General features: G+C 64.2%; 6 protein-coding genes. 3 read left to right on the top strand and 3 right to left on the bottom strand.

Going from position 1 to position 13,307, the window contains the following annotated elements:
- The first annotated feature begins 383 nt into the window (after nt 1–383).
- Nucleotides 384–3,026, top strand: coding sequence for a TonB-dependent receptor (locus NHH73_25295; protein ID USX25851.1), 2,643 nt, complete (start codon nt 384–386; stop codon nt 3,024–3,026).
- A gap of 90 nt (nt 3,027–3,116) precedes the next feature.
- Here the strand turns inward: NHH73_25295 and tldD are convergent, their stop codons facing one another.
- Genes tldD through NHH73_25310 form a run of 3 tightly spaced genes read right to left on the bottom strand, consistent with a single transcriptional unit; the run spans nt 3,117 to nt 9,681 of the window.
- Entirely contained in the window at nt 3,117–4,577 is a 1,461-nt protein-coding gene (gene tldD, locus NHH73_25300; protein ID USX25852.1) for a metalloprotease TldD, read from the bottom strand.
- A 42-nt stretch (nt 4,578–4,619) separates the two neighbouring features.
- Nucleotides 4,620–5,417 carry a carbon-nitrogen hydrolase family protein gene (locus NHH73_25305; protein USX25853.1) on the bottom strand — a complete coding sequence of 266 codons (798 nt, stop codon included), beginning with the start codon at nt 5,415–5,417 and terminating at the stop codon, nt 4,620–4,622.
- A 40-nt stretch (nt 5,418–5,457) separates the two neighbouring features.
- Complete coding sequence (locus NHH73_25310) at nt 5,458–9,681, bottom strand: TIGR02099 family protein (GenBank protein ID USX25854.1); 4,224 nt, start codon at nt 9,679–9,681, stop codon at nt 5,458–5,460.
- A gap of 180 nt (nt 9,682–9,861) precedes the next feature.
- Between NHH73_25310 and glnE the strand changes: the two genes are divergently transcribed.
- The gene (gene glnE / locus NHH73_25315) at nt 9,862–12,636 is read left to right on the top strand and encodes a bifunctional [glutamate--ammonia ligase]-adenylyl-L-tyrosine phosphorylase/[glutamate--ammonia-ligase] adenylyltransferase (protein ID USX25855.1); all 2,775 of its coding nucleotides are present in this window, start codon (nt 9,862–9,864) and stop codon (nt 12,634–12,636) included.
- Nucleotides 12,637–12,750: 114 nt separating this feature from the next.
- The gene (locus NHH73_25320) at nt 12,751–13,206 is read left to right on the top strand and encodes a cache domain-containing protein (protein ID USX25856.1); all 456 of its coding nucleotides are present in this window, start codon (nt 12,751–12,753) and stop codon (nt 13,204–13,206) included.
- Nucleotides 13,207–13,307: the final 101 nt, after the last annotated feature.

Below are 13,307 nucleotides of genomic sequence, written 5' to 3' on the forward strand. Positions count from 1 at the left end.
GGTATTGGGTAAATATCGTGGAATGACTATAACGCCAACGCGCAAGGCTTGGCAAGCTATTTCTTGACTAGCTTCAATGCCGTCCCTACAAAAATTTACACCTGAGCATTCCTCTTTACATCTTATCGGCTGTGACCAATTGTAATCGCCGCCCGGCCAGTACCATTGCCCGCCTTGGTGCTTTATACAGAAATCCCTCTTTACAGGTGTGAGGGTTTGCCACTGTTGGTTATCAGCACTGTTATTGAATGGTCATTGTCCGCCTGCCACGTGAAATGTTTTGATGGCTCGCCCCGCTTGTGCCAAGAGCCCAGGCCGGGCAGCAGATGAACACCCACCCATCCCCATAGCAGGAGTAAATAATAATGATGATTGAAAGAGCGATGTCCCGTACGTTGCGCCTGATGTTCGCCGGCGGCCTGGCCGTATCCATGCAAGCGCATGCCCAAGCGCAGGCCGACGGCGAACAAGCCGGCATCCAGCGCGTCGAAGTGACCGGTTCCAGCATCAAGCGCCTGGCATCGGAAACGGCGCTGCCGATCACCACCATCAAGGCCAGCGACTTCGTCAAGCAGGGCCTTACAACGGCGGCCGAAGTGCTCAACACCATTTCGATGAACCAGAGCTCGACCGGCAGCAGCCAGTCGGTCGGCTCCGGCACCGGCGGCGTCGCCAGCGCCGACCTGCGCGGCCTGGGCGCCAACAAAACGCTGGTGCTGTTGAACGGGCGCCGCATCGCCAGCCATCCGTTCAACGGCTCCAGCGTCGACCTCAACATCATTCCACTCTCGGCCCTCGAGCGCGTTGAAGTGCTGCGCGACGGCGCCTCCGCCATCTACGGCACCGACGCCATCGGCGGCGTGATCAACTTCATCACCAAGCGCGAAGTGCAAGGCCTGACCGTCAGCGTCGAGCGCTTCCAGCCGCAGGCCAGCGGCGCCGGCGGCGAATCGCGCCTGAACCTGTCGGGCGGCATCGGCGACCTGAACAAGGACGGCTACAACTTCTTCGGCGTGGTCGACCTGCACAAGCAGACCGCGCTGGCCGCCGCCGACCGCGACTTCGCCAGCACCAGCGTGCGTCCCGACCGGGGCGTCAACAACAGCAGTGGCACCTCGCAGCCGGGCAACTTCTTCTCCGACAACGGCATCACCGGCAATCCGTACTACGCCGGCGGCTGCGTCGGCAAGGGCTTAATTGCCAGCCCCGTCGCCAACAGCGCCAACGGCACCTGCCGCACGGACACCACCCAGTACATCCAGGCGATTCCGAAGACGCAGCAGGAATCCTTCCTCGGCAAGGCGACCTTCAAACTGGAAGGCGACAACCTCGCCACGGTGGAATACCTGCACAGCCGCAGCACCAACACCAGCGCCATCGCGCCCTCCCCGCTGACGGGGCTGACCTTGACCTCGGCCAGCCCCTACTACCCGGGCGGCAGCGCCGGCGTGCCGGCCGTCGCCGGCCTGACCGGCGAGGACCTCAGCGTCAACTGGCGCACCGTGGCGGCCGGCAACCGCATGGGCTACGACACCAGCATCTCCGACCGCCTGGTGCTGGGTTCCGAAGGCCTGGTGGCCGGCTGGGACTACAACGTCGGCCTGACCTGGGCCGTCAGCAAGGCCAGCAGCGCCTTCGTCGGCGGCTACACCAACGACTCGCTGATGCAGGCGGGTGTGCTCAACGGCACGCTCAATCCGTTCGGCGAGCAGTCGGCTGCAGGCCAGGCTTATATCGATGCGGCGCAACTGCGCGGCGAATACCTGTCGGCCAAGATGACCAGCGTCGGCGTCGACGCCAAGGTCAGCCGGGAAATCTACAGCCTGCCGGCGGGCGCGGTCGGCTTCGCCATCGGCACCGAGTTCCGTCACGATAAGGCCAGCTACGACGTCAACACCGAGCTGGCCTCGCAGGCATCGAGCTCGGGCTACGCCGATGCCCAGGACCAGGCCGGCCAGCGCAACATCGCCGCACTGTACTCGGAATTGAGCGTGCCGCTGGCCAAGGATGTGGAACTGTCGATGGCCGCGCGCTACGACCATTACAACGACGTCGGCGGCAGCTTCAATCCAAAGATCGGCCTGCGCTGGCAGCCTGCCAAGGAACTGATGCTGCGCACCTCGTACAATACCGGCTTCCGCGCGCCGACCTTGTACGACCTGCACGGGCCGGCGACGTCGACCTTCACCAGCAACTCGTACGACGATCCTGTGCTGTGCCCCGGCGGCACGGCGGCTGCCGGCGCCAATCCTAACCTGGCGTGCAACCAGCAGCAGTACATCCGCAGCGGCGGCAACATCGGCCTGAAGCCGGAAAAGTCGAAGACCTTCAGCCTCGGCGCGGTGTTCGAGCCAACCAGCGCGGTCAGCATGTCGCTCGACTATTTCAACATCAGGATCAAGGACAAGATCGGCACGGTGTCGGAGACCACCATCTTCGACAACTACGACAAGTACGCCAGCTATTTCGTGTACTCGGCCGACGGCAAGACCTTGCAGTACGTGAACGCGGTGCTGGATAACCTGGGCGAAGTGCACACGTCGGGTATCGACGCCAGCCTGCGCTGGAAACTGCCGCGCAGCGCGGCCGGCGATTTCAGTTTCGTGGTCGATGGCACCTGGGTGCACAGCTACGAATATCAGAACGAACCGGGCGGCGCCTATGTGGAAAACGTCGGCGTGTATGCGGAGAATTCACCGGTGTTCCGCTGGAAGCACAACGCGGCGATCAACTGGAAGAAAGGGTCGTGGAGCGCGAGTTTCGCCAACAAGTATATGAGCGGCTATGTCGATCAGAACGATGTGGCGGACGCTTATTATCACAAGGTGCGCGCCTATTCGACGTATTCGCTGTCGGCCAGTTATGCCGGCATCAGGAATACGGATTTGACGGTGGGGATCAAGAATCTGTTCGATACCAATCCGCCTTATACCAACCAGGGGACGACGTTCCAGAGTGGTTACGATCCGCGTTATACGGACCCGCTGGGCCGGACGTTTTATGTGAAGGCGACCTATAAGTTTTAAAAGGTCGATTAAGACCTAGACCCGCACCCCGGATGCAGGGGTCGTACCCAACCGGGTACGACCCCATGTGGCCGCAGTGCGGGTTAGCGATTAAGCCGTGCCGCCTACTGTGACGCCATCGATGCGCAAGGTCGGCTGACCCACGCCGACCGGCACGCTCTGGCCTTCCTTGCCGCACACGCCGACACCCGGATCCAGCCGCATGTCGTTGCCGATCATCGACACGCGGTTCAACACTTCCGGTCCGTTGCCGATCAAGGTCGCGCCTTTGACTGGATACGTGATCTTGCCGTTCTCCACCATATACGCCTCGCTGGCCGAGAACACGAACTTGCCGTTGGTGATGTCGACCTGGCCACCGCCGAAATTGACCGCGTACAAACCGTTCTTGACCGACGCCAGGATTTCGCCGGGGTCCTTGTCGCCGCCGAGCATGTAGGTGTTGGTCATGCGCGGCATCGGCAGGTGCGCGAACGATTCGCGCCGCGCGTTGCCCGTCACCGGCATTTTCATCAGGCGCGCGTTCATCGTGTCTTGGATATAGCCTTTCAAAATGCCGTCCTCGATCAGCGTGGTGCACTGCGTCGGATTGCCTTCGTCGTCGATGTTGAGCGAACCACGGCGATCGGCCAGCGTTCCATCGTCAACCACCGTCACGCCCTTGGCCGCGACGCGCTCGCCGATGCGGCCGGAGAACGTCGACGAACCCTTGCGGTTGAAGTCGCCCTCAAGGCCGTGACCGATGGCCTCGTGCAGCAGGATGCCGGGCCAGCCCGGCCCCAGCACGACCGTCATCGGACCGGCCGGCGCCGGGCGCGCATCCAGGTTGACGACCGCCGACTTGACCGCCTCGGTGGCGTAGAAGTCCAGCAAGGTGTCGCTGAAGTAACCGTAATCGTAGCGGCCGCCGCCGCCGGACGAACCCATCTCGCGCCGGCCGTTCTGTTCGACGATGACCGTCAGCGACACCCGCACCAGCGGACGAATGTCGGCCGCCAGCACGCCGTCGCTGCGCACCACCAGCACCACGTCGTATTCGCCGGCCAGGCCCGCCATCACCTGCACCACGCGCGGATCTTTCGCGCGCGCCATCTTCTCGATGCGCTCGAGCAGCTTGACCTTGGCGGTGGCGTCCAGCGAAGCGAGCGGATCGTTCGGCATGTACAGCGAGCGGCCGCCGGTCGGCGTCATCGCGCCGGCCACCTTGATCTTGCCGGCGCCGGCGCGGGCGATGGTGCGGGTCGCGGTGGCCGCGTCCAGCAACGCCGCTTCGGAGATCTCGTCCGAGTAGGCGAAGGCGGTCTTGTCGCCGGAAATGGCGCGCACGCCGACACCCTGGTCGATCGAAAAACTACCGGTTTTGACGATGCCCTCTTCCAGGCTCCAGCCCTCGTTTTTGGTGAACTGGAAATACAGGTCGGCGTAGTCGACCTTGTGGGTGAACATCGCGCCCAGCGTTTTGAGCAGCTTGCCCTCGTCGAGTCCGAACGGCGTCAGCAAAATATCGCGCGCGACGGCCAGGGTGGACAGGTTCGGTTCAAAAGGCTTCATGGTGGTGCTCCGGTTCGGGATTGTTGTGCAACTGTCTTGGGTTCACATCGTGCGGTGCTTGAGCGCCGGCAGGCTCTGGCGCACGCCGTCGATGAACAGCGGATCGATGTCGCCCTTGACCACGCCCTCGCCCTCGGCCAACACGTCCTTGATCGCGCCCCACGGGTCGATCAGCATGCTGTGGCCCCAGGTGCGGCGGCCGTTCGGGTGGGTGCCGCCCTGCGCCGCCGCCAGCACGTAGCACTGGTTTTCGATGGCGCGCGCGCGCAACAGGATTTCCCAATGGGCCTGGCCGGTGGTGTAGGTGAACGCGGCCGGCACGACGATCAGCGACACAGGTCCCATCGCGCGGTACAGCTCGGGGAAGCGCAGGTCGTAGCAGACCGACATGCCGACCTTGCCGAACGGCGCCTCGACCACGCCGACGTGCTTGCCCGGCACGATGGTCTTCGATTCGTTGTACGACTCCGTGCCCTTGGTGAAGCCGAACAGGTGGATCTTGTCGTAGCGGCCGACGTGCTCGCCCTGGGCGTTGTAGACCAGGGTGGTATTGACGACTTTGTCAGGATCGTCGGACGCCAGCGGCAAGGTGCCGCCGATCAGCCAGATCTCCAGCTCGCGCGCCAGCGAGGACATGAAGTCCTGGATCGGCCCCTGCCCCAGCGGCTCGGCCACGGCGACCTTGTCGCTGTCGCTCAGGCCCATGATGGCCCAGTACTCCGGCAGCAGCACCAGGGTGGCGCCACCGTCGGCGGCCTGTTTCACCAGCCGGCGCGCGGTGGCGATATTCTCCGTCACGGACGGCGAGGAAATCATTTGTACTGCGGCGACTTGAGTCATGGCGGTTCCAATCGTGGCTGAAGCGGAAGGTTAGTACAGATTAATGCGCGCCCTTGGCGGCCGGCGGCGGGTCCGCCCTGGCTCCGTCGAGCTTGGTGACCACGGGCGCCTTCCACGGCCCGGTGACCTGCATATGATAGGTCAGCGCCCGCATCACCGGCGCGCTGAGGAACAGCTGCGCCAGGAAACTACCCAGGCCGATGACCGGGTTGACGGCCAGCGCGTAGACCAGCGGGGCCGTTCCCAAATTCACTTCCGGTATCACCACCACGTGCAGGTTGGCCGACTCGTTGGCGATATCGGCGGTGCCGTCCATCAGCACGGTGGCGGCCACGCCGTGCATTTTCAGGTTGTCGGTCTTGGCGATGCCCTGGTGGATGCTGGCGTTGGCGGTGATGCCGTCGAACGCCAGGCCCTCGGAGAAGACGTCGTGGAAATCCAGCTTGAGCAGGCGCGGCAAGGCTTGCAGGCTGAGCACGCCCAGCAGCTTGGCCGCGCCCGGGTCCTGCTTGAGGAACTGGCCTTTTTCCACGTTCATCGTGATCTGGCCTTCCAGGCTCGGCAGGTCCAGCGAATACGGCAGGCCCTTCCACGCGATGTCGCCGCCGAGCGAGCCCTTGCCGTTCTTGACGGTGCCGACGAAGCCGAACCGGTCCAGCAGCTTGCCGGCGTCGGCGATGTCCAGCTTGAAATTGAGGCTGGTGTTGTGCGCGCCCTCGCGCGTGACCCACTTGCCGGTGCCGGTCAGCTCGCCGTCGGCGTTGGTCAGCGACAGCTTGTTGATGCGCCATTCGCGCGCCTTCTCGCTCGGCAATTGCGCGTTGCTGGCCTGCAGCTCCAGCATTCCCAGCGGCTTGTTGAACAATTCGAGGCGTTCGACCACGACATCGAGCGCCGGAATCGATGCCGCAGCGCTCTTGCCGTCGGACAGCAAATCCTGCACCTCCTTCGACGCCGACGCCGGGATCACCAGCGACGACAGGCGCGCCGTCACCTTGCCCAGGCCGTGGCCGGTGGATGGTTCGCTCCAGGTCAGATAGCCGTTGGCCTGGGTCGAATCGATGCTGGCCTGCCACACGGTCTTCTGGCGGCTGACGCCGACGACCACGTTCTCCAGCTTGCGGTCGCCGATGATCAGTTCGATGCTGCGGGCGGCGATGGTGTCCGGCACCACGTATTGGGCGAAGTCGGCGGCGTCGGCGGCCGGCGTGGCGGCGGCGTCGGTCGCGGTCGCAGGCTCGTTCTTGCCGGCCACACTGCCGCCGAAGTCCAGCCAGGAATCGACGTTCAGCGCCGGCAGGCTGATGTTGACCGCCAGACCACTGTCCGGTTCCGGCGCCGGCGTGTTGACGCCGATGCCGCCGCGCACCAGTTTCCATGGCGTCTTGCCGGTCTTCTGGCGCTGGTAGCGCGCCGCGATGCTGGAGCCCAGCGCGATGCGGATCTCGTCGTGCAGCGCGCTGTTGGCGTCCGGCGTCAAGGTGCTGGTCAGCAGGAAGCGCAGCGGCATCGCGTCCGCCGCCGCCTTGTTGACCGGCGCCGGCAAGTCCAGTCCCAGACCGGCCAGGTTCGAATCGACCGCCACCGTCAACTGGTGGTCGCGCACCGTCACCGTGCCGTTGTAGCGCGTGGCGCCGGAGAAATGGCTGCCAAGGCGCTGCATCACCGGCATCGGGTACTGCTTGCGGAAACCGTCGGCCGTCAGCATGCCGCCCAGCTTGATGACGATGGCGTTGTCGCGCTGGCTGCCGCCGGTGATCGAAATCGGCCCGTCCAGGAACATGCCCGACAACTGGTTCAGGTTGACGCCGTGCTCGTTGAATTCGATCTTGCCCTGCGCCGCCTGCACCGGCGGCAAATCGTTCATCAAGGTGATGTCGTTGTTATTGAGCTGCAAGGCGCCCTGCACCTTGGCGTCGATCATGTGCGACAGCGGCAATTGCAGCTTGAGCGCCAGGGTGGCGTTGCCGCTGGCCTGGGTGTCCTCGGTAAAGTGCGAGATCCAGTTCAATACGGGGCTGTTGGCGACATATTTGAGGAATTCCTGCATAGTCGCGGCGGCGTTGCCGTCGATTTCCAGCGTCGCATCGTGGATGGTGAGGTCGGGGATCACCGCCTTGACCCTGGTCAGCGCGGCGCCGCCGGTGGTGGCCGTATCGCCATGGATTTCCATGCGGGCGCGGTCGAACACGAAGCTGCCCTTGATGTGCTCGGCCTGCGGCCACAGCGGCAGCGGCTTGCCGTCCTTGCCCAGCACCTTGCCGTCTTGCAGATAGTGGTTCGGCGAATAATTGAGCTTGCCCTCGGTCAGCTTGCCGGCCACGCGGAACTCGCCGTGCGCGGCGTGCTCGCCGTGGAAGGGGAAATGCGCCAGGTCGCCGCGCAGGCGCACGCTGACGTCGCTGGCGACGCCGCCTTCGAGCGCGCCGGTCAGCCAGGCGCGCAGGTCGTGCGGGGTCTGCATCGGCAGGAAGCGGTCGATGCGGTTCAGCTCGAAGTTGTTCAAGGTGCCGGTCAGGTCGGCCTTGCCCACGCCCTTGCCGGCCAGCGGCATCGTGTGCGTGCCGCGCAGGGTGCCGCTCAGCCCCTGCTGCAGGAAGGCCATCTCGTCGATCTGCAACAGCAATTGATTGTCCGCTTCGAACGACCAGCGCGCCTTCAGGTTCAGGCTGTCGAACGGCATGGCCGCGTCGCTGAACTGGTCCGGCATCTGCAATACCAGATCCCGCGAATCCAGGCTGAAGCGGCCGCCCTTGTCGGTGGCGTCGATCGATCCGGTCAGGTTGTCAAACCCCGGAATGCCCGGCACGGCGGCGGTGGCCGGCGTCTTGCCCGTCTTCGGCTGCGCCGGACGCGGCGGCTGCGGCTGCAATCCCACGCCCACCAGGTCGCCCTTGATCCGGTACGACTGCACCGCCGGGAAGGCGCCGGTCCACTCGGCGGAGAAATCGCGCAACAGGCCGCGCGGGGCGGCGTCGGCCAGCAACTTGCGCCGCCCGGCGCTCAGCGGCAAGCGTTCGGCCAGGCCGGCCACCGTGCGCAGGTCCAGCTGGGGCGCCCGCAGCTGGAATTTCTGCGGCTTCGATCCGGTGGCCGCGACATAGGTTTCCGACAGCGAGGTCGGCGCCATCACCAGGCCGTCGCTGGTGGTCAGGGTCAGATTGGTCAGTTCGATGCTATGGCCGCGCTCGCCGAATTTTTGCCCTGCCGCGCCCTTGGCGACCGGGGACGCCAACGGCGGGCTGTCTTCGCGGGCGGCGATGCGGCCGGTCAGTTCGCGCAGCTCGAGCTGCGGCAAATCCTTGCCCAGCACCGCCGAGACGTCGCGCAAGCCGACGTCGGCGGTCATGGCGGTCAGGCGCGACTGGTCGAAACCGAGCCAGGTGCGCAGCGAGCCGCCGCCGCTGTTGAGCGCGAAGGGGAAATCGATCCATGCTTTCCAGGCAGCGACGTCGGTGTCGCGGATGTCGGCGTACAGCTCGCCCTTCCACATCGACACATTGGACACGCGGCTGGCGAAGGCGGGATGGGTGAAGTCGGCGCGCACATCGAGCGGCGCGGCCAGCGCGCTCGGCGGCGTGGCCTTGAGCGCGAGCTGGTGGCGCAGCCACTTGTTGCGCAGCACCAGGGTGACGCCTTCCAGCGCCAGCGGCGCCGGCTGACTTGCGCGCTGCCGGTCGGTCCAGCGCACGCGGCCGTCGCGGATGACGATCTCGCGCTGCGACAGCAGCCAGTCGGCGGCCTTGCCGTCGCTCGGTTTGTTGGGGTCGAGATACATGCCGGCCGCATACAGGCGGCCGTCGGCTTCACGGCGCAGGTCGAGGTCGGGACGGGTCAGCACCAGCGATTCGAAACGCGGACCGCCGGCCAGCACGCTCCACCACGACAAGGTCGCCGAGACGCCGGGCAGCGTCAGCGCCTGCCGGCCCTGGCTGTCGTGCAGCACGACATCGCCCAGGTACAGGCTGGGACGCAATCCATTCCAGGAGGCGTAAATGCGGGAAATGGTGACCTGGTTGCCGGCCGCGCGGCTGGCGGCACGTTCGATATCGCCCTTGTAGTGGTCGATATTCGGCAGCACGGCGTAGCGCAGCACCAGGAACAGGATGGTGAAGGCGAAATACAGCAGCAACAGAAGCTTGACCGAAAATCCCAGCACATGGTGGGTGGCCAGATTACAGAAGCGGTAGGCGGCACGAAGCCGATGCCAGCGGGCAGCCAATGGCCCCTCGTCTGTCACGGTCTCCTCTTCTTGTTTTTGCATCAATAAGCTAATAAATCAGGCCATGCGTCAAATAAAATCGCTACACTCGGTTTTTTCAAGCTTCCCAGTCTGCGCATTCTACCGCATCGCACCGCTAACACAGCGCCTGTTAGCCCTTGTTGCGCCGGTTTTACGCGTCCGGCGGGGGCCAACTTATTCGTATCGGGAAAATAGCAGCCCATGAACGCCACCGCCGTTAAATCTTCTGTCCCCCCATCCGCGTCGCGCTTCTATCAACGCTGGCTGGCCGCCGCGCCCGACCGCGCCGCCAAAGTCGATGAAATTGCGCAAATACCGCTGGCCCAGATCGATCTCGACGCCTATCTGGCCCGGGAAGCGGCAGCCGTGCCGGCAGGCGCCCCGCCGCTGCCGTTGCAGCGCGCGATGCGCCGGTTGCGCAATCTGCTGGTGTGCGGACTGATACGGCGCGACCTGGAAGGCCAGGCCAATCTAGCCGAAGTGGTGGAAACCATGACCCGCTTCGCCGATTTCGCCATCCAGCGCCATCTGCATGAACTGAGCGTCGAGATGAGCGCCGCGCACGGCACCCCGACCGGGCGCGAATCGGGCCTGCCGCAAGAATTGATCGTGCTGGCGATGGGCAAACAGGGCGGCCGCGAGCTCAACGTCTCGTCAGACATCGACCTGATCTTCGTCTATCCCGAGGACGGCGACACGGCGGTCGTCGCGCCGGGCCAGCGCAGCCTGTCCAACCATGAGTATTTCATCCGGCTCGGCAAGAAGCTGATCGCCGCCATCGCGGAGATCACGGAAGATGGCTACACGTTCCGCGTCGATATGGCCTTGCGGCCAAACGGCGGCTCCGGCCCGCTGGCGGCCAGCTTCAACATGGTGGAGCAATATCTGATCGTCCAGGGCCGTGAATGGGAGCGTTACGCCTGGGTCAAGGCGCGCGCCGTCACCGGCCAGGCCGAGGAAATCACCGCGCTCGACGCCATTGTGCGGCCGTTCGTATTCCGCCGCTACCTGGACTTCGGCGTCATCGACGCCATCCGCAACATGCACGCGCAAATTCGCGCCGAGGTCAACCGCCAGGAGCGGCTGCATCCGGACCGCAGCAACAACGTCAAGCTGGGCCGGGGCGGCATCCGCGAAATCGAGTTCCTGGCGCAGGTGTTCCAGTTGATACGGGGCGGGCGCGATGCCGCGCTGCGCGACCGCTCGACCCGCACCACCCTGCGCATCATCGCCGAAAAAGGTTTGCTAAGCCACGCCATCGTCTACCAACTGCTGGCTTCCTACACCTTCCTGCGCAATCTTGAGCACCGCCTGCAATACCTCGACGACGCCCAAACGCACACCCTGCCGGCCAGCGAGGCCGACCGGCTGCTGGTGGCGCAGATGATGGGACTGCCCGACGCGGCCACCCTGCTGGCCCAGCTGGAGGCGCATCGCCAGTTCGTCGCCGGGCAGTTCGACGAAATGTTCTCCGACAAGACCAGCGGCAGCGAGAACGACATCAATCCGCAGTCGAGCAACGAATGCGCCGATCCCGACAATCGCGACGCCATGATCGCCCGCTTCGCCGAACTCGGCTTCGACGCCCCCGAGGTCGCCACCAAGCGCCTGATCGCGACCTGGCAGGCGCCGCGCCTGCAATCGCTGCCGGAAGCGAGCCGCAACCGGCTGCTGGCCCTGGTCAACGCGGCGCTGCCGCTGATTATCGAGTGCTCGGCCGAATCGAGCGGCGGCAACCAGCAGGCCACGCTGGGCCGCCTGCTCGACTTTCTTGAAGCGGTGGCGCGCCGCTCGGCCTATTTGTCGCTGCTGACCGAATATCCGCACACCCTGGCGCGCGTGATCCGCATGGTGCACGCCAGCGGCTGGGCCGCGCAATTTCTCAGCCTGCACCCAATCCTGCTCGACGAGCTGCTCGACGACCGCGTGCGCAACGCCGTGTTCGACCCGGCCTCGCTGGCGCAGGATCTTGAACTACAGCTGGCCGCCGCGCCCGGCGACACCGAGCGCCAGATGGACATCCTGCGCGAAATCCACCACGCCCAGTTGTTCCACCTGCTGGCGCAGGACCTGGCCGGCGACCTGACGGTGGAAAGGCTGGCCGACCACCTGTCGGCGCTGGCCGACAAGATTGTCGATGCCGCCATCAAGGCGATCTGGCAGACCATCGCCACCCGCCACCGTGAGGTGCCGCAATTCGCCGTCATCGCCTATGGCAAGCTGGGCGGCAAGGAGCTGGGCTATGTGTCGGACCTGGACGTGATCTTCCTGTATGACGACACCGACCAGGACGCCCCGGCCCAGTACGCCAAATTGGCGCAGCGTTTTATTACCTGGATGACATCACAAACCCCGGCCGGCACGCTGTTCGACATCGACACCGCGCTGCGCCCGGACGGCGCCAGCGGCATGATGGTGTCGAGCGTGGCCTCGTTCGAAAAGTACCAGAACACCTCGGCGTGGGTATGGGAACACCAGGCGCTGACGCGCGCGCGCTTTTGCGCCGGCGACGCCGCCATCGGCGAGCGCTTCGAGCAGATCCGCGAGTCGGTGCTGCGCAAGGAACGTCCGGTCGACGGCCCGCTGAAGCGCGAAGTGGTGGCCATGCGCAAGCGGATGGTGGACGCCAAGCCTAACCACACCCAGATGTTCGACCTGAAAAACGACGCGGGCGGCATGATCGATATCGAATTCATGGTCCAATACCTGGTGCTGCGGCACGCCTCGACCTATCCGCAACTGACGATCAATATCGGCAATATCACCTTGCTGAAGATGTTCGGCGAGCTCGGTTTGATTCCGGCCGATCTGGCCGCCAAGGTCGGCGACGCCTACCGGCAGTTACGCAAGCTGCAGCACCAGTTGCGTTTGCAGGGCCAGGATATGGCCCGGGTCGACCCGGGATCGATGGCCGCCCACGTGCCCAACGTATTGGCTCTTTGGCAACTCATCTTTGGACAAAATGTTGCCGACTAACAACGGGATACCCGATTAAGTGCAGTACTATGGAGAGTCGGAAAATGAGAGCGCGATCTGGAATACCGCGCCCCGCTGCCGCCTCACTTAACCTGGATAACCTGGAGAATTGACATGAAAACATTAATGGGTGCCGTGGCATTCAGCCTGCTGGCGATGTCCACGACCGTTTATGCCGCCGACAAAGGCAGCAAGGAAGAAGCCGTCGCCATGGTCAAGCGGGCGGTCGCGCTGATTAAATCGGACGGCAAGGAAAAAGCCTTTGCCGCCATTTCCGATCCGGCCAACGCGACGTTTCACGACCGCGATTTATATGTCTACGTTTATGATCTGAATGGCGTCGCTTTAGCCCACGGGAATAATCCTAAAATGGTCGGCAAGCCTTTAATCGGCCTGAAAGATAACGAGGGAAAACCGATGATCAAGGAAATGGTGGAACTCGCCAAGACCAAAGGCAGCGGCTGGGTCGATTTCAAATGGCCCAATCCGGTGACGAAGGCGGTCGAATCCAAGGCGGGGTATGTGGAAAAGGTCGACGATATGTTTGTGGGGTCCGGGATTTATAAATGAGCTTATAACTCCTTCGTCTTCAATCGGCTGCCGCCGGGATGCTTCCCGGCTTTTTTTCGCCCTTTTTTTGTTCCAGAGGTCGTTTCGGCCGGGCATCATGC

The sequence above is a fragment of the Oxalobacteraceae bacterium OTU3CINTB1 genome (assembly GCA_024123955.1).
In the GTDB taxonomy this organism is placed as follows: Bacteria; Pseudomonadota; Gammaproteobacteria; order Burkholderiales; family Burkholderiaceae_D; genus Rugamonas.